The sequence below is a fragment of the Pseudonocardia kunmingensis genome, assembly GCF_006716445.1.
Classification (GTDB): domain Bacteria; phylum Actinomycetota; class Actinomycetes; order Mycobacteriales; family Pseudonocardiaceae; genus Pseudonocardia; species Pseudonocardia kunmingensis.
In genome coordinates this window covers 1,999,287-2,015,381 of record NZ_VFPA01000001.1, presented here as the reverse complement: position 1 = coordinate 2,015,381, position 16,095 = coordinate 1,999,287, and the positions used below count along the sequence as shown (strand labels likewise).

Sequence of the window (16,095 nt, the reverse complement as noted above, 5' to 3'; positions counted from 1 at the left end):
CCCATATCCACTCACGACGTGCGGTAGGCCAGGCGACGCAGGAGCGCCTCGGCGGGCCCGGGGCGGCCTGCGCGCCGGGCCAGGTCGGCGACGACCACGGTGACCAGCCAGATCCCGAGGCCCACGGCGGCCGCGGCGGCGATCCCGAGCGCCCCGGTCAGGCCGGCCAGGTAGGGCTCCAGCAGCAGGAACCAGGCGACCGACTGGGCGAGGTAGCAGCTCATGGAGCGCTGCCCGCAGGCGGCGAGCGCCGTGGCGACCGGGCCGGGGGCCGTGCCCCGCCGGGTCAGCCGCAGGGCGACGAGGCCGACGAGTGCGGCGTAGCCGAGCCCGCCCGCGTAGCCGGTGGCGGTGTGCAGGGCACCGGCCGCGACGAGGGCGCCGCTCCCCGGGACCCAGGCGGCGGTCGTGACGAGCGCGTGCGGCACGGCGCCGACCGCGGCGATCGCGATCCCGGCGACGGCCACGCCCGTGAGCAGGCGGCGGTGCCGCTCGGGCTCCTCCAGCAGCAGGCGCCGACCGGCCCAGATCCCGACGAGCAGGGGCGCCGCGGCCATCACCGCGTTGAGCGGGACCACCAGCGGGAACGCCATGAGCCGGTAGAGCGCCGAGCCCAGCGGATCCACGGGCAGGTCGGCCGGGTCGCCGACCGGGGCGGGCAGCGCGAGGACGGAGCCGTACACCAGCGCCCCGACGACGGCGGCGCCTGCGGCGACGGTGAGCAGGCGTCCGTCCGGCCAGCGCAGCGCGCCCACCAGGAGGAGGGCGAGGACGCCGTAGGAGGCGAGGATGTCGCCGGGGTAGAGCAGCAGCACGTGGCAGAGGCCGAACATGATCAGCCACGTGGCGCGGCGGCGCAGCAGCCTGCGGGCGCCGGTCCGGCCGAGGACGGGTTCGCGGCTCCGCAGGATCTGCACCATCCCGTAGCCGAAGAGCGCCGCGAACATCGGGTAGCCGCGGCTGTCGACGAAGAGCGTCAGCAGCGCCTGCACGGCGGTGTCGACGGCGGATCCGGGCGCGGGCGCCGGCCCGAGGAACGGCTGCGCGAGCACCTGCGAGTGGGCGAGCGCGATGACGGCGAGCATGGTGCCGCGCGCGAGGTCCGGGGCGAGGGCACGCACCCGGGGGACGGGGGGTTCGTAGCGGGTCGACGACACGAGCGGTGCCTCTCGTAAGATACGGATGCGTAGCTGGCGCAGAATAAGATACGGATGCGTATCTCGGCAAGGAGGCGCGATGGGTGGCCGGCCCCGGCGCCGCGGAGCGGAGCTCCTCGCGGCCCTGCACGACGCGGTGCTCGCCGAGCTCGACGAGGTGGGGCTCGGCAGGCTGACGATGGAGGGCGTCGCGCGCCGTGCCGGCACCCCCAAGACCACGCTCTACCGGCGCTGGGCCGGCCCGGAGGAGCTGCTGCTCGACGCGATCGCCGCGGCGTACCCCGTGGAGGCGCCGTCCCCGGCGGCCGACGACCTGCGCGGGGACCTGGTCGCGGCGCTGCAGCTGCTGATCGAGTGGTCCCGGCACCCGACGGCGCGCGCGGTGCAGGCGATCATGACCGAGCGGCACCGCCGCCCGGAGCTGGCCGAGGCGCTGCAACGGGTCTTCGACGCCGCGGGCAGGCGGTTCACGGCCACGGTGCTGCACCACTACGCCGGGCTGGGACAGCTCGACCCGGCGCTGGTCACCCCGGTCGTCGAGGACATCGGTGAGGCGCTCGTCCTCAAGCACGCGATCGACTCCGGCGAGGAACCGACGCGGCAACGGCTGGCCGAGATCGTCGACCAGGCCATCCTCCCCGCGGTCGGGGTCCGTCCGGTCTAGGGGAGCACTAGGCTCCGTGCCGGACATCGGCCGGACGGGGAGAAGGCATGGCTGCGGGTGGGGGAACGCGGGCGATCGTGGCGGCACTGGTCGCCAACGCCGGGATCGCGATCGCCAAGTTCATCGGATACCTGATCACCGGGTCGTCGTCGATGCTGGCCGAGGCCGTGCACTCCGTGGCCGACACGTCCAACCAGGGGCTGCTGCTGCTCGGCGGCCGCACCGCCCGGCGCAAGGCCACCCCCGAGCACCCGTTCGGCTACGGCCGGGACCGCTACTTCTACTCGTTCGTCGTGGCGCTGCTGCTGTTCACCCTGGGCTCGGTGTTCGCGCTGTACGAGGGCATCCACAAGCTGGAGGCGCACGAGCCGCTCACGTCGCCGCTGGTCGCCGTCGTGATCCTGGTGGTCGCGATCGGCCTGGAGACGTACTCCTTCCGCACCGCGATCCACGAGTCGCGGCCGCTGAAGGGCTCGAAGACCTGGTGGCAGTTCATCCGCCAGTCGAAGACGCCCGAGCTGCCGGTGGTGCTCCTGGAGGACCTCGGTGCGCTCGTCGGGTTGGTGCTGGCCCTGCTCGGCGTCGGGCTCAGCGTGCTCACCGGCGACCCGGTGTTCGACGCGATCGGCACCATCTGCATCGGCCTGCTGCTCGGCGTCATCGCGATCATCCTGATCATCGAGATGAAGAGCCTTCTGATCGGTGAGGGGGCGGCTCCACCGGTGCTGTCCACGATCGTCTCGGCGCTGGAGGTCGAGGACGTCCAGCGCGTCATCCACATCAAGACCCAGTACCTCGGCCCGGAGGAGCTGCTGGTCGCCGCCAAGATCGCACTGGCTCCTGGGCTGCCGCTCGAGGCCGTGGCGCGGGCCATCGACGCCGCGGAGGCCCGGATCCGGGAGCGCGTGCCGGACGCGCGGGTCATCTACCTCGAGCCCGATCTCGACCGCGCCACCGTCTCCGGCTGACCCCTCCTCCTCGCCCGGCTGGCCGAAGCAGCGGGCGACGGTTAGGTTGCGCGTCATGGCCCTCCGCGAGACCCGCAACGGGATCATGCGCACCAAGTCGGTGGAACAGTCGATCGCTGACACCGACGAGCCGGACAGCAAGCTCCGCAAAGACCTGACCACCTGGGACCTGATCGTCTTCGGGGTCGCGGTCGTCGTCGGCGCGGGCATCTTCACGCTCGCCGCGAGCACGGCGGGGGACGTGGCGGGGCCGTCCGTCTCGCTCGCCTTCGTGCTGGCCGCGATCGCGTGCGCGCTCGCCGCGCTCTGCTACGCCGAGTTCGCCTCCACGCTGCCGGTTGCCGGGAGCGCCTACACGTTCTCCTACGCCACGTTCGGCGAGTTGATCGCCTGGATCATCGGCTGGGACCTGGTGCTCGAGTTCGCGGTGGCGGCCGCCGTCGTCGCGAAGGGCTGGTCGCAGTACCTCGCCACGGTGTTCTCCCAGTTCGGGGCGGAGGTGCCCACCACGCTGGACCTCGGGGGCGTCGCCTTCGACTGGGGCGCCCTGCTGCTGATCGCCGTGCTCACCGTCCTGCTGGTGCTGGGCACGAAGCTCTCGAGCCGGGTCAGCCTCGTGATCACCACGATCAAGGTCGCGATCGTGCTGTTCGTGATCATCCTCGGCTTCACCTACATCAACGCCGCCAACTACTCGCCCTTCATCCCGCCTGCCGCGGCGGCGGGCGAGGAGTCCGACGGCGGGCTGCAGCAGTCGTTGCTCTCGGCCATCGGCGGCGAGGCCGGCAGCACCTACGGCATCTACGGCCTGCTCGCGGCCGCGTCGCTGGTGTTCTTCGCGTTCATCGGCTTCGACGTCGTCGCCACGACCGCGGAGGAGACCCGCAACCCGCAGCGGTCGCTCCCGCGCGGCATCCTCGGCTCGCTCGCCATCGTCACGGTGCTCTACGTCGCGGTCGCGCTCGTCCTCACCGGCATGGTCCCCTACACGGACCTGCAGACGCAGGAGGACGGCACCCGGGCCACCCTGGCCACGGCGTTCGCCTCGCTCGGCGTCGACTGGGCGGCCACGATCATCGCGGTGGGCGCGCTCGCCGGGCTCACCACCGTCGTGATGGTGATGCTCCTCGGGCAGATCCGGGTGTTCTTCGCGATGTCGCGCGACGGCCTGCTGCCGCGCTCGTTCGCGCGCACGGGGTCGCGCGGCACGCCGGTGCGGGCCACCGTCCTGATCGGTGTCGTGGTGGCGATCGTCGCCACGTTCTTCCCGGCGGGCACGCTGGAAGAGATGGTCAACATCGGCACGCTGTTCGCGTTCGTGCTGGTGTCGATCGGGGTGGTCGTCCTGCGGCGCACCCGGCCCGACCTGCCGCGGGCCTTCCGCACGCCGCTGGTGCCGCTGGTGCCGATCCTCGCCGTGCTGGCCTGCGTCTGGCTGATGATCAACCTGTCGGTCGAGACCTGGCTGCGGTTCGTCGTCTGGATGGCCGTGGGCGTGGTCGTGTACTTCGCCTACGGCCGGTCGCACTCGGTGCTGGGGCGGCGGGAGCGCCAGAAGTAGATTCCTTGCGGTTATATAGCTGGCTCGGTATGTTCGGCTCGTGACGTTCGAGGTGCTCGCCGAGCCGGTCCGCCGGCGCATCCTCGACCTGCTGCGGGAGCGCCCGCGGCTGGTCGGGGAGCTGACCGCCGAGCTCGGCATGAGCCAGCCCGGCACCTCCAAGCACCTGCGGGTGCTGCGCGAGGCGGGGTTGGTGCGGGTGCGGGCCGAGGCCCAGCGCCGCTGGTACGAGATCGACCCGGCCCCGCTGCGCGAGGTCGACGCGTGGCTCGAGCCGTACCGGTGGATGTGGGCCGACCGCTTGGACGCCCTCGAACGGCACCTCGACGAGGATGCTGAGGAGGAGACGTGAGCGAGAGCCTGCAGACCGACGGCGGCCGCGCGGTGTTGCGCCTGGAGCGGCGGCTGGGGCACCCGCCGGAGAAGGTGTGGCGGGCGATGACCGAGCCCGAGCGGCTCGCGGACTGGTTCCCCGGGGCGATGACGCCCGAGCTGCGGGTGGGCGGGGCCGTCACGTTCGACTTCGGCGACGACGGCGTGGTCACGGACCTGGACCCGCCACGCGTCATCGCCTACACCTGGGGCGGGGACCACCTGCGCTGGGAACTGCACCCGGACGGCGCCGGTACCCGCCTCGTCCTGCTGCACACGTTCGACGACCGCGCGGGCGCGGCGAGCTTCGGAGCGGGCTGGCACACCTGCATCGTGGCGCTCGCCCTCGCGCTCGACGGCCGCGCGGGCGAGGACCCGGGCGTCGACGACATCGCCCTGCACGAGCGCTTCGTCGCGCAGTTCGGGCTCGACGCCGGCGCCGTCGAGGAGGACGCGCAGGGCCGGCGGGTGCGGTACGAGCGGCAGCTCACCCGGCCCGCCGACGCCGTGTGGGAGGTGCTGACGGCCGGCGTGCCCGCGGGCGCCGTCGCGCACGGGCACGTGCTGGAGCACGACGCCGACGAGGGTGGCCGGCTGCGCTGGGAGTTGCGGGAGGGCACCGGGCACGGCGCCCGGCTGCTGCTCACGCACACCGTGGGCGGCGACCCGCAGGCGGCGCTGGCCGCCGACCGCACGCGGGTCGCCGACCTGGTGGCGCGGCTGGAACGCGTGCCGAGCGGCCGCTGACGCGGCGGCTGCAGGCGGCGCACCCCGGGTCGGTCGAGGCTCCCGGGTCGACGGGGCGCGTGGCCGGAGACGGGGCGCGCGCTCATCGGGCAGGGGCGGGTGCCGCGAGGACGACCTCCCGCGCGGGGTCGTGCGGCACCTCGGACGCACCGTCGACCCGGAAGTCCGCGCGCTCGGCGGTGCCCTCCTCGGCGAAGTGGGCGGCCTCCTGGCGCGCCCAGCGCTCCCAGTGCGGGCGGTAGGTGTCGCCGTCGCGGGCGATGCCGCGCCGGTACCGCTCGTCGCGCGGGGCGTCGATCCAGACCAGCAGCACGGCACGGGCTGCGACCTCGCGTGCTCCGCTCCCGGCCCCCTCCACGACGAGCACGGGCGGTGTGCCGAGTGCACGCGGCTGCGCGAACTCGCCGCGGTGCCAGTCGTAGGGCCGGTAGCGGGCCGCCCGCCCCGCGGCCAGTGGCCCGACGACCTGGTCGTGCAGCAGCGGGACCGCGGCGGCGAGCCCGTCCCAGCCCGGGTAGATGTCGTCCATGTGCAGCACCGGCGAACCGCCGAGCGCGGCGGCCAGCCGCGCGGCGAACGTCGTCTTCCCCGACCCCGACGGCCCGTCGACGCACACCAGCCGCGTGGGCCCGCACCGCGGCGGGGCGGCGAGCACCTCCACCGCGAGCGCGGCGAAGGTGATCGTGCCGGCCCGCGGGAGCTCCACGGCGGGAGACTACGTGGCTGCAGGAAAGTGGCTCTGCTGCAATCCCCCCGCCCTCAGCCGAGTAGCGGGAGGCGCGCGGCCGCCGGGCCCAGGGCTCGGCGTTCACCGCCCCCGGGCGGTACGCGACCGGTGCCGAGCAGGGCCCAGCGCTCGTCGGGCCAGTCCTGCGGGGCCGGGTGGCCCAGCAGCGCGTCCAGCGTGCAGCGCACCAGCGCGAGCGGCTCGGGCCGCGGGCCGGGACGGCGCAGCTCCACCACGAGGTCGAGGTGGTGCACGGCGGCCTTCACCGCGAGCGTCGTGACGAGGTCGACCACCTGCAGCACGTGCCCCTGCGTGGCGACGAGCGCCTCGGGCGGGGTCCGGCCGGCGAGCGTGACGACCGCGCGCGTCGTCTCGACGAACGTGCGGACCAGGTCCTCGAGGTTCCACGCGCTCGCGATCGTGCGCAGGCTCCGCAGTTCCCGGAAGTCCGGGTCGTCGGTCGGCTCGGCCCCCGTCCACCACGTCACGGCGTCGCGGTCGGGTGGACCCACGGCCGGGGTGGCCAGGGCGACCAGCGCGCGCTGGACGTCACCGAGCAGGTGGACGAGCAGGTCGCGCACCACCCACCCGGTGCACCGGGTGGGTAGCCAGGAGTCCTCCTCCTCGATCGAGGCCACGATCGTCGCGATGTCGGAGTAGGCGATCCGCAGCGCGGCGAGCTCGGGGCTCGGCAGCGCCGCGGTGAGCGGCGGGCCGATGTTCGGGCGGGTGGGCGTCGTGCGGTGTTGAACCAGTCGTGCGGTCGTCATGTCCTGCCGTCGTCGGTCGTGCTCGCCGGTCCGGGACCGGTCACCTGGTAGCCACCGAACTTCTCACGAAGTGTCCTCTTGGAGAACTTGCCCACGCTGGTCTTGGGCACCTCGTCGATGAACTCCACCGCATCGGGGAGCCACCACTTCGCGACGCGCGGCTCCAGGTGGGCGATGACCTCGTCCGCGGTGAGCGTCTCGCCCGGTTTGACGACCACGCACGCGAGCGGGCGCTCGACCCACTTCTCGTGCGGGATCGCGATGACGGCGGCCTCGGCGACCTTCGGGTGCGCCATGATCTCGTTCTCCAGCTCGACGGACCCGATCCACTCGCCGCCGGACTTGATGAGGTCCTTCGTCCGGTCGACGAGCCGGACGAAGCCGTAGCGGTCGACCGCGGCGACGTCGCCGGTGCGCAGCCAGCCGTCGTCGGTGAACTGGGCGCCGCCGCCCTCGCCGCGGTAGTACTCGGCGGCGATCCACGGGCCCGCCGCCTGGATCTCGCCGGTGGCCGTGTCGTCCCACGGCTGCGGCTCGCCCGTGCCCGGGTCGACGAGGCGCAGGTCGACCAGCGGCACGGCCTGGCCCTGGCGCGCGCGGACGTCGGCGCGCTCGGCCTCGGTGAGCGGGTCGTGCTGGGTGCGGGGCGTGGACATGGTGGCGATCGGGCTGGTCTCGGTCATGCCCCACGCGTGCAGCATCGGCACCCCGATCGCCTCCCGGTAGGCCTCCGACAGCGCCTTCGGCACGGCCGACCCGCCGCACAGGATCGTCCGCAGCGCACTCAGGTCGTGCTGCGCGAGCAGTGGCTGCATCCCCATCCAGATGGTGGGGACACCGCCGGTGACGGTGACGCGGTGGCGTTCCAGGAGCCCGGCTATCGCCTGCGGGTTCATGTTCGGACCGGGGAACACCAGGTCGGAGCCGGCGAGCAGGCAGCCGTAGGGCAGGCCCCACGCGTTGGCGTGGAACATCGGGACCACCGGCAGCACCACGTCGCGCTCGGACAGCGCCGCCCCGTCGACGATCAGGGTGATCAGCGAGTGCAGGACCGCGGAGCGGTGGCTGTAGACCACGCCCTTCGGGTTGCCGGTGGTCCCGGAGGTGTAGCACATGGCCGCGGCGGTGTTCTCGTCCTCGATGACGAACGTGCCCTCGAACGGGGCGGCTGCGCCGATGAGCTCCTCGTAGTCGTGCACGCGCGGGTCGACCGGCACCTCGGTGTCGGCGCCGTCGTCGATCACGATGACGTGCCGTACGGTCTCCAGCTTGTCCACCAGCGGCCAGAGCAGCGGCAGCAGCGACCGGTCGACGAACACCACCTCGTCCTCGGCGTGGTTGGCCACGTAGACCAGCTGCTCGGGGAACAGCCGGATGTTCAACGTGTGCAGCACGCGTCCGGTGCAGGGCGCGGCCAGGTACAGCTCGAGGTGCCGGCCGGTGTTCCAGCAGAAGGTCCCGACACGCCCGTCCGCGCTCACGTCGAGCGTGTCGAGGACGGTGGCGAGCCGCCGCACCCGCTGCGCCCACTCGGCCACGGTGGTCCGGGTCTCGCCCGCTGCGCCCGCGGTGACGATCGTCTTGTGCCCGAAGTACTGCTCGGCCCGGTGGAAGACGTGCGGCAGGGCGAGCGGTCGGTCCTGCATGAGTCCGAGCATCAGGGGCCTCCTGTCGGCGACTGTGCCGTGCGTCATGCGGAAGTTACCTCCGGACGGGTGGCTTGACCATCGACGCGACGCGCAGCCGTCGGAGCCACCAGCGGTTACGCTCGTTCGTCGTGACGCCCACCGACCAGGCCGCATCGGTCTGCCTCGACGTGGGTTCCACGTGGACCAAGGCCGTGCTCGTGCACCCCGACGGCGCGCTGGCCGGCTTCGCGGAGCACCCCACGACCACCGGTGACGTGCTCGCGGGCATGGACGCCGCCGTCCGCGCCGTGTCCGCGGCGGGCTCCGGCGGGGAGCCCGAGCTGCTGGCCTGCTCGTCGGCGGGCGGTGGCCTGCGGCTCGCCGTGGTCGGCTCGGAGCGGCTCTCGGCGACCGAGGCGGGGCACCGCGTGGCCGTCACGGCGGGGGCGCACGTCGTGCACGTCCACGCCGGCCCGCTCGAGCCCGCCGACGTGCGGTCGCTGCGCAGCGCCCGCCCCGGCGTCGTGCTGCTGGTGGGCGGGTCCGACGGCGACGACCCGGCCGGGCTGCTGCACAACGCCGGCCGGTTGGCCAGGGCCAGGATCCGGCACCCGATCGTGCTCGCGGGCAACGCCGCGGCGCACGACGACGCCCTCGCGCTGCTGCGCGCCACCGGGCGCCGGGTGGTCAGCTGCGACAACGTCCTGCCGCGCCGGGGAGAGGTGGTGCCGGGCCCGGCGCGCGCCGCGCTCGCCGAGCTGTACCGCCGCCACGCCATCGGCGGCCGCGGCCCCGCGGTCGCACCCCGGTTCCGCAAGCTCGTCCGCGTGGTCACCCCCGACGCGGTGGGGCACGCGGCCGGGGAGCTCGCGCGCATCTGCGACGCCCGCGCGCTGGTCGTCGACGTCGGGTGCGCCACCACCGACGTCCACTCCTCGGCGGGGACCGAGGCCGCCGTCCGCACCGTCGAGGGCGACCTCGGCGTCCGTGCCGCCGCCGGTGGGGTGCTGGTGGAGGGGCAGGCCGAGGGCATCGTCGACCCCGTGGAGGCCGACCTGCTCGGCCCCACGGTCGCCCGGATGGCGAGCGAGGTGGGCTACGTGCCGCGCGATCCCGGCAGCGCCGCGGAGGACCGCCGCGTCGCCGCGGTGGCCGCCGTGGTCGCGGTCCGCCGGCACCTGCGCGTGCACGACGACGCCGGGCGCGACCTGGGCCTCGTGGTGCTGTCGGGCGGGGTGTTCCGCCAGCGCGACCGCGCGGGCGGGCTCGCGGCCGTGGCGGCCACCCTGCGCGCCGACCCGGTGCTCGCTCCCGCGCTCGCGGGCGTGCCGATCGTGGTGGACGCCGACTTCGCGGTGGTGCCGGCGGGGCTGCTCGCGGCCCGCGGCCGCACGAGCGCGGCCGAGTCGCTGTTGCGCGACCACCTGCTGGGCTGACGGCCGCCGCGCGGTGTGTGTCGTGTCGCCGCGCGGTTGACAGCGTCGACCGCCGATGGCGATGCTGGAGGGGCAATCGCGTAGTCGGTCTCGAGAGGCGCTGCGACGGGCTGCCCGCACCCGGGCCCCGCCACGCTCGATGACCAGGCCGTTGCACGCAACAAGGGCGCCTGCCACTCGCACGAGGAGGGCAGCCCGGTGCACCCCGCGTTCCGCCGCAACCGGCGGCGCCGCCGCACGCCGTCCTCACTGCTCCACCCACCCCGGCGGGCCCTCGCGCACCGAGTAGCGTGGCCCGCCGCACCAGCCCATCGAGGAGGCGTAACCACCCCATGACCGCCACTGCCGACATCAGCAGCAGGCTGCAGACCCGCGGCGGCATCGACTTCGCCGTGGCCGACCTCGGCCTGGCCGAGTTCGGCCGCAAGGAGATCCGGCTCGCCGAGCACGAGATGCCCGGCCTGATGGAGCTGCGCCGCGAGTACGCCGAGGCCCGCCCGCTGCACGGGGCCCGCGTCGCCGGCTCGCTGCACATGACCGTGCAGACCGCCGTCCTGATCGAGACGCTCGTCTCGCTCGGCGCCGACGTGCGCTGGGTGTCCTGCAACATCTTCTCCACCCAGGACCACGCGGCCGCCGCCACGGTCGTCGGCCCGCACGGCACCGCCGAGGAGCCGAAGGGCGTGCCGGTGTTCGCCTGGAAGGGCGAGACGCTGGAGGAGTACTGGTGGTGCACCGAGCAGCTGTTCAAGTTCACCGACGAGGCCGGCAACGTCGTCGGCCCGAACATGATCCTCGACGACGGCGGTGACGCCACCCTGCTCGTGCACAAGGGCGTCGAGTTCGAGAAGACCGGCGTCGTGCCCACCGTCGAGGACGAGGACCTGACCGTCTCCGACGAGTACCGGATCGTCCTCGACACGCTGCGCCGCTCGCTGGCCGAGGACCCGAAGCGCTGGACCACGGTGGCCTCGGACGTCCGCGGCGTCACCGAGGAGACCACCACCGGTGTGCACCGGCTCTACCAGCTGGCCGAGCAGGGCCTGCTGCTGTTCCCGGCGATCAACGTCAACGACTCGGTCACCAAGAGCAAGTTCGACAACAAGTACGGCATCCGGCACTCGTTGATCGACGGCCTCAACCGCGGCACCGACGTGCTGATCGGCGGCAAGGTCGCGGTGGTCTGCGGTTACGGCGACACCGGCAAGGGCTCGGTGGAGGCGCTGGCCGGGCAGGGCGCGCGCGTCATCGTCGCCGAGGCCGACCCGATCTGCGCGCTGCAGGCGCTGCTGGAGGGTCACCAGGTGGCGCGGCTGGAGGACGTGATCGGCCAGGCCGACATCATCATCACGGCCACCGGAAACAAGGACATCGTGTCCGCCGACCTGATGTCGCGCACCAAGCACCAGGCGATCATCGCCAACGTCGGCCACTTCGACAACGAGATCGACATGGCCGGGCTGGGCCGCTACCCGGGCATCCGCAGGCTGAACATCAAGCCGCAGGTCGACGAGTGGGTCTTCCCGGACGGGCACTCGATCATCGTGCTGTCCGAGGGCCGGCTGATGAACCTGGGCAACGCCACCGGGCACCCGTCCTTCGTGATGTCCAACAGCTTCGCCAACCAGGTGATCGCCCAGGTCGAGCTGTTCACCAAGCACGAGGAGTACAACAAGGACGTCTACCGGCTGCCGAAGATCCTCGACGAGAAGGTCGCCAGGATCCACGTGCAGGCGCTGGGCGGCGAGCTCACCAAGCTCACCAAGGACCAGGCCGAGTACATCGGCGTGGACGTCGAGGGCCCGTTCAAGCCCGAGCACTACCGCTACTGACGCCTCGCCCTCTCACCACCCCGCCGCATAGTGTGGCGGGGTGGTGCATTTCCGGGGCGACGGCGACGGCTGGGCCCAGTGCGCCCTCGGCCACCGGCACTGGGGGCTCTACGGTGCCGCGGGCCTGCTGCTGTGGCACCACGACCTGGTGCTGCTGCAGCACCGCGCGCTCTGGAGCCACCACGGCGGCACCTGGGGCCTGCTCGGTGGCGCCCGCAACCGTGCGGAGTCGGCCGAGCAGGCCGCCCGGCGCGAGGCCTCCGAGGAGGCGGGCCTCGCCGCCGACGCGTACGAGGTGACCGGCCGGCACGTCGACGACCACGGCGGCTGGTCCTACACCACGGTCGTCGGCCGCGCCCGTACGGCCGTGCTGCCGACCGGCCTGACCGGCGAGACGCTGGAGGTCCGCTGGGTGCAGGCCGACGAGCTCGGTGAGCTCCCGCTGCACCCGGGCTTCGCGGCGACGTGGGAGACGGTCCGCGCGATCGCCTGACCCGCGCGGCCCGCTACGCTGCCGCCGCTGTGTCCGTCGATCTTCCTTTTGCTCCTGACGTCCCGTGCCCTTCGCCGGGAGCAGCGGCGATGTTGCCAGGTCCGGAGGGCTGTGACGGCACTGGAGCCGCTGGTCGAGGACGACGCCGCCGGCAGCGGCACTCAGCACGAGGGGTCGTCCTGACGACGATCGGCTTCCGCTTCGTCGCTGCCGGCGCCGTGCCGGCGGTCTGACCGCTGCCCCGCGCAGGGCCCGGGTCGGGTCGGCGGGTTCGCGGCGGCGGCGCGGAGGGCGTCGGACAGCGTGGTGAGTGCGGCCGTGATCTCGGCGCGCTGCTCTGCGGTGAGCGTCGAGAGCGCCGCGGCCTCGAGCGCGAGCTGGCGCGGGAACAGGGAGTCGACGACCTGCGCGCCCACCTCCGTGAGCTCGACGAGGGCGGCCCGGCGGTCGGCCGGGTTGGGCGTGCGGGTCACGTACCCGCGCTGGTCGAGCTTGGCGAGGGTCTTGCTGATCGCCGCGCCGGACCGCCCGATCGCCCTCGCCAGCGCGACGGCGATCGTGGGCTGCGGCCCGAGCCGGAGCTTGAGCAGCACGTCGAGCTCCGCCGGGCCGACCGGCGCCGTGGCGAACAGCGGCTCGACGAGCAGGTCGTGGGCCGCCTGAGCGGCCTTGAGCGGGCCGACGACGGCCATCGACGACGTGTCCAGGCCGGGATGGTCCCGTTCCCAGCTCTGCGGCGCGCTCATCCGCCCCTCCGTTACATAACCGGTTGACTATCGGCGATGCTTAACTGGTAATGTATCGCTCGCCGACCGGTCCGGACCCTACGCGACGCCTCGAACTCGATGGGAGCTCCGGCATGGAACCCGCACACCCCGACACCACCCGCACCCGCGAGCCGCGCGGGCTGATCCCCGTGCTCGCCGCCGTCACGGCGGTGGCGCCACTGGCCACCGACATGTATGTGCCCGGCTTCCCCCGGATCGCGTCGGACCTCGGCACCTCGGGGGCGGCCGTGCAGCTCTCGCTCACCGGCTTCCTGGTCGGCCTGGCCGTCGGGCAGATCGTGCTCGGCCCGCTGAGCGACCGGGTGGGCCGACGCCCGGTGCTGCTCGGTGGCGCGATCGCGTTCACGCTGCTGTCCCTCGCCTGCGCGGCCGCTCCGAGCATCGTCGTGCTGGACGCGGCGCGCGTTCTGCAGGGGATCGCAGGGGCGGCCGGCCTGGTGGTGGCGCGTGCGGTCGTCACGGACCGGTTCGCCGGGGTGGCGGCCGCCCGCCGGTTCTCCACGCTCTCGGTGATCGTCTTCGTCGCGCCGGTGGTGGCTCCGCTTGCCGGTGCGCTCGTGCTGGCGCTCGGGTCGTGGCGGGCGGTCTTCGGCGTGCTCGCCGCGTTCGGGGCGCTGCTCGTGGCGGGGGTGTGGGCGTGGGTGCCGGAGTCGCTGCCTGCGACCGACCGCAGCCGCGGGGGCCTGCGGAAGACGGTGGCGGCGATGGCCGGGCTGCTGCGCGACCGGCTCCTCGTGGGCCACCTGCTCGCACTCGCATTCGGCGGTGCCGCGCTCTTCGGCTACATCGCCGGGTCGGCCTTCGTCTTCCAAGGCGTCTACGGCATGTCCCCCACCGCCTACGGCCTCGTCTTCGCGAGCAACGCGGTTGGCATGCTGCTGGCCGGCGCGGCGTTCGGGCGGCTCGCGGGCAGCCGGCCCGTCCCGGTGCTGCTCGCGTCCGGCGCGGCGGTGGCGCTGGCATCCGCCACGGTGCTGGTCGCGCTCCTGCTCGCCGGCCTGGACACCCCGGGTGGCACCTGGGCCTGCCTGTTCGGGACGACCGCGGGACTCGGCATGATGCTGCCGGCCGCGGTCACGACCGTGCAGGAACGGGGCCGCAGTGCCCCCGGCGCGACGTCCGGGATCCTCGGCGGCGCGCAGTTCGTGCTCGGTGCCGCAGCCGCGCCGCTGCCCGGTCTCCTCGGCGTCACCACCGCGTTCCCGACGGCCGCGGTCGTGCTCGGTGCGCTGCTCCTGGCGGTCGCGGCACTGGCGGGGCTCGCCCGGCCGTGGGCGCGGACGGCCCACCGGGGATGATGCGGCCATGGGCCGCTTGATCGTCGTGGAGGGGCTGGACGGGGCCGGCAAGCGCACCCTGTCCGATGCCCTGTGCGCGGCACTCGACGCGCGGGGGGCGCGGGTCGCGCGCTACGCGTTCCCCCGCTACGACGCGGACGTGCACGCGGAGCTGGCCCGGGAGGCGCTCTACGGCCGGCACGGCGACCTCGCTGCCTCGGTGCACGGAATGGCGTTGCTGTTCGCGCTGGACCGCCGCGCCGCCGCCCCGGAGCTGCGGGCGGCGCAGCAGGAGCGCGACGTGGTGCTGGTCGACCGGTACGTCGCGTCCAACGCCGCCTACAACATGGCGCGGCTCGGGGAGGATGTCGACGGCCGGTTCGTGGAGTGGGTGCACGAGCTCGAGGTCGAACGGTTCGGCGTGCCGGTGCCGGACCACCAGCTGCTGCTCTCGGTGCCCCGCGCGGTCGCCGCCGAGCGGGCCGCCCACCGCGAGCGCACCGAGGCCGGCCGGGAGCGGGACGCCTACGAGTCCGACGCCGGGCTGCAGGAGCGCACCGGCGCGGCGTACGCGCAGCTCGCGGCGGCGTCGTGGCTGTCACCCTGGACGGTGCTGGACGGCAGCGGATCGATCGACGCGACGGCGCTCGCGGCTCAGCTCCTCGGGTAGACGACGATCCGCGCGTGGTGCCCGCTGGCCCGGCCCGGGCGGGCGTCGCAGGTCAGAAGGCGAGGTCGAACGCCTCGGCGAGCGCGACGTAGGCGGCGTCGTACGCGGTGATCGCTCGAGGATCGCGGACGCGTCGACGGCGAAGCTGATCACCGACGGTCGGCTCGATCCCGTTCCGGCGCGGCGGCGGGCGCGCCACCCGGAATCGCGTGGCCTGCCTCACGCCGCTCGTCCGCGCGCGCCCCGCTCCTGGTGCAGATTCCGCGAACCCGCGGGTCCGAGGCGGGCCGCGCGCGGCGGGTGGGATGCTGCGCTCATGAAGTCGCGCGTTCTGGTGGTCGATGACGACCCGGCGTTGGCCGAGATGCTGACCATCGTGCTGCGGGGCGAGGGTTTCGACACCGCGGTGGTGGCCGACGGCACCCGGGCGCTGCCGGCCGTCCGCGAGCTGCGGCCCGACGTCGTGCTGCTCGACCTGATGCTGCCCGGCATGAACGGGATCGACGTCTGCCGCGCCATCCGGACCGAGTCCGGCGTGCCGATCGTGATGCTCACCGCCAAGAGCGACACCGTGGACATCGTGCTCGGTCTCGAGTCCGGGGCCGACGACTACGTGGTCAAGCCGTTCAAGCCCAAGGAGCTCGTCGCGCGCATCCGCGCCCGGGTGCGCCGCACCGAGGCCGAGCCGGCCGAGCAGCTCGCGATCGGCGACGTCACCATCGACGTGCCGGCCCACCAGGTCGCCCGGGCCGGGGTGCCGATCGCGCTCACGCCCCTCGAGTTCGACCTCCTTGTGGCGCTGGCCCGCAAGCCGCGGCAGGTGTTCACCCGGGAGGTGCTGCTCGAGCAGGTTTGGGGCTACCGGCACGCCGCGGACACGCGGCTGGTGAACGTGCACGTGCAGCGCCTGCGGTCGAAGGTGGAGCGCGACCCGGAGCACCCGGAGGTCGTGCTGACGGTCCGCGGCGTGGGCTACAAGGCAGGCCCGCCGTGATGGGCCGCCGC

At 73.8% G+C, this 16,095-nt stretch carries 17 protein-coding genes; 11 read left to right on the top strand and 6 right to left on the bottom strand.

The window, feature by feature from the left end; all coding sequences use genetic code 11:
- Positions 1-11: 11 nt before the first annotated feature.
- Positions 12-1,121: a DUF418 domain-containing protein gene (locus tag FB558_RS09560; protein ID WP_246106340.1), complete on the bottom strand. Its 1,110-nt coding sequence runs from the start codon at positions 1,119-1,121 to the stop codon at positions 12-14.
- A 115-nt stretch (positions 1,122-1,236) separates the two neighbouring features.
- On the opposite strand from FB558_RS09560, the gene FB558_RS09555 reads away from it, so the two are divergent.
- The 5 genes from FB558_RS09555 to FB558_RS09535 are packed head-to-tail and all read left to right on the top strand — an operon-like array spanning position 1,237 to position 5,469.
- Positions 1,237-1,821, top strand: coding sequence for a TetR/AcrR family transcriptional regulator (locus tag FB558_RS09555; RefSeq protein ID WP_142050532.1), 585 nt, complete (start codon positions 1,237-1,239; stop codon positions 1,819-1,821).
- 47 nt (positions 1,822-1,868) lie between these two features.
- Positions 1,869-2,789, top strand: a complete 921-nt coding sequence (locus FB558_RS09550; RefSeq protein WP_142050529.1) for a cation diffusion facilitator family transporter — start codon at positions 1,869-1,871, stop codon at positions 2,787-2,789.
- A 55-nt stretch (positions 2,790-2,844) separates the two neighbouring features.
- A complete protein-coding gene (locus FB558_RS09545) occupies positions 2,845-4,350 on the top strand; it encodes an amino acid permease (RefSeq protein ID WP_142050526.1) in 1,506 nt (501 codons plus the stop codon).
- Positions 4,351-4,390: 40 nt separating this feature from the next.
- Positions 4,391-4,702, top strand: a complete 312-nt coding sequence (locus FB558_RS09540; RefSeq protein WP_142050523.1) for an ArsR/SmtB family transcription factor — start codon at positions 4,391-4,393, stop codon at positions 4,700-4,702.
- On the top strand, positions 4,699-5,469 hold the full coding sequence (locus FB558_RS09535; protein ID WP_142050520.1) for an SRPBCC family protein: 771 nt from the start codon (positions 4,699-4,701) through the stop codon (positions 5,467-5,469). The genes FB558_RS09540 and FB558_RS09535 overlap by 4 nt, the downstream gene beginning before the upstream one ends.
- A gap of 82 nt (positions 5,470-5,551) precedes the next feature.
- Here the strand turns inward: FB558_RS09535 and FB558_RS09530 are convergent, their stop codons facing one another.
- The 3 genes from FB558_RS09530 to FB558_RS09520 are packed head-to-tail and all read right to left on the bottom strand — an operon-like array spanning position 5,552 to position 8,624.
- Positions 5,552-6,175: a nucleoside/nucleotide kinase family protein gene (locus tag FB558_RS09530; protein ID WP_211366240.1), complete on the bottom strand. Its 624-nt coding sequence runs from the start codon at positions 6,173-6,175 to the stop codon at positions 5,552-5,554.
- A 53-nt stretch (positions 6,176-6,228) separates the two neighbouring features.
- Positions 6,229-6,966, bottom strand: coding sequence for a maleylpyruvate isomerase N-terminal domain-containing protein (locus tag FB558_RS09525; protein WP_142050517.1), 738 nt, complete (start codon positions 6,964-6,966; stop codon positions 6,229-6,231).
- Complete coding sequence (locus FB558_RS09520) at positions 6,963-8,624, bottom strand: long-chain fatty acid--CoA ligase (RefSeq protein ID WP_142050514.1); 1,662 nt, start codon at positions 8,622-8,624, stop codon at positions 6,963-6,965. Before FB558_RS09520 ends, FB558_RS09525 begins: the two co-directional genes overlap by 4 nt.
- Positions 8,625-8,743: 119 nt before the next feature.
- On the opposite strand from FB558_RS09520, the gene FB558_RS09515 reads away from it, so the two are divergent.
- From FB558_RS09515 to FB558_RS09505, 3 genes are all read left to right on the top strand, one after another.
- Complete coding sequence (locus FB558_RS09515) at positions 8,744-10,030, top strand: glutamate mutase L (protein ID WP_142050511.1); 1,287 nt, start codon at positions 8,744-8,746, stop codon at positions 10,028-10,030.
- Positions 10,031-10,362: 332 nt separating this feature from the next.
- Positions 10,363-11,862, top strand: coding sequence for an adenosylhomocysteinase (gene ahcY, locus FB558_RS09510; RefSeq protein WP_142050508.1), 1,500 nt, complete (start codon positions 10,363-10,365; stop codon positions 11,860-11,862).
- A 40-nt stretch (positions 11,863-11,902) separates the two neighbouring features.
- Positions 11,903-12,355, top strand: coding sequence for an NUDIX hydrolase (locus tag FB558_RS09505; RefSeq protein WP_246106339.1), 453 nt, complete (start codon positions 11,903-11,905; stop codon positions 12,353-12,355).
- 161 nt (positions 12,356-12,516) lie between these two features.
- Here the strand turns inward: FB558_RS09505 and FB558_RS09500 are convergent, their stop codons facing one another.
- On the bottom strand, positions 12,517-13,101 hold the full coding sequence (locus FB558_RS09500; RefSeq protein ID WP_142050505.1) for a MarR family winged helix-turn-helix transcriptional regulator: 585 nt from the start codon (positions 13,099-13,101) through the stop codon (positions 12,517-12,519).
- 113 nt (positions 13,102-13,214) lie between these two features.
- Here FB558_RS09500 and FB558_RS09495 point away from each other — a divergent pair, with 113 nt between their 5' ends.
- Positions 13,215-14,441, top strand: a complete 1,227-nt coding sequence (locus FB558_RS09495) for a multidrug effflux MFS transporter (protein ID WP_142050502.1) — start codon at positions 13,215-13,217, stop codon at positions 14,439-14,441.
- Between the two features lie 7 nt (positions 14,442-14,448).
- The gene (locus FB558_RS09490; RefSeq protein ID WP_142050499.1) at positions 14,449-15,090 is read left to right on the top strand and encodes a dTMP kinase; all 642 of its coding nucleotides are present in this window, start codon (positions 14,449-14,451) and stop codon (positions 15,088-15,090) included.
- Between the two features lie 52 nt (positions 15,091-15,142).
- On the opposite strand, the gene FB558_RS09485 is transcribed toward FB558_RS09490, so the two are convergent.
- Positions 15,143-15,313 carry a type II toxin-antitoxin system VapC family toxin gene (locus FB558_RS09485; RefSeq protein ID WP_142050496.1) on the bottom strand — a complete coding sequence of 57 codons (171 nt, stop codon included), beginning with the start codon at positions 15,311-15,313 and terminating at the stop codon, positions 15,143-15,145.
- A gap of 93 nt (positions 15,314-15,406) precedes the next feature.
- On the opposite strand from FB558_RS09485, the gene mtrA reads away from it, so the two are divergent.
- Positions 15,407-16,084 (top strand): MtrAB system response regulator MtrA, encoded by a 678-nt coding sequence (gene mtrA, locus FB558_RS09480; RefSeq protein ID WP_142050493.1) that lies wholly within the window; start codon positions 15,407-15,409, stop codon positions 16,082-16,084.
- Positions 16,085-16,095: the final 11 nt, after the last annotated feature.

Coding starts and splice junctions, on each gene's coding strand:
- FB558_RS09545 (WP_142050526.1), top strand. CDS start 2,845: ATGGCCCTCCGCGAGACCCGCAACGGGATCATGCGCACCAAGTCGGTG.
- FB558_RS09490 (WP_142050499.1), top strand. CDS start 14,449: ATGGGCCGCTTGATCGTCGTGGAGGGGCTGGACGGGGCCGGCAAGCGC.
- FB558_RS09520 (WP_142050514.1), bottom strand. CDS start 8,624: ATGCTCGGACTCATGCAGGACCGACCGCTCGCCCTGCCGCACGTCTTC.
- FB558_RS09555 (WP_142050532.1), top strand. CDS start 1,237: ATGGGTGGCCGGCCCCGGCGCCGCGGAGCGGAGCTCCTCGCGGCCCTG.
- mtrA (WP_142050493.1), top strand. CDS start 15,407: ATGAAGTCGCGCGTTCTGGTGGTCGATGACGACCCGGCGTTGGCCGAG.
- FB558_RS09500 (WP_142050505.1), bottom strand. CDS start 13,101: ATGAGCGCGCCGCAGAGCTGGGAACGGGACCATCCCGGCCTGGACACG.
- ahcY (WP_142050508.1), top strand. CDS start 10,363: ATGACCGCCACTGCCGACATCAGCAGCAGGCTGCAGACCCGCGGCGGC.
- FB558_RS09495 (WP_142050502.1), top strand. CDS start 13,215: ATGGAACCCGCACACCCCGACACCACCCGCACCCGCGAGCCGCGCGGG.
- FB558_RS09525 (WP_142050517.1), bottom strand. CDS start 6,966: ATGACGACCGCACGACTGGTTCAACACCGCACGACGCCCACCCGCCCG.
- FB558_RS09550 (WP_142050529.1), top strand. CDS start 1,869: ATGGCTGCGGGTGGGGGAACGCGGGCGATCGTGGCGGCACTGGTCGCC.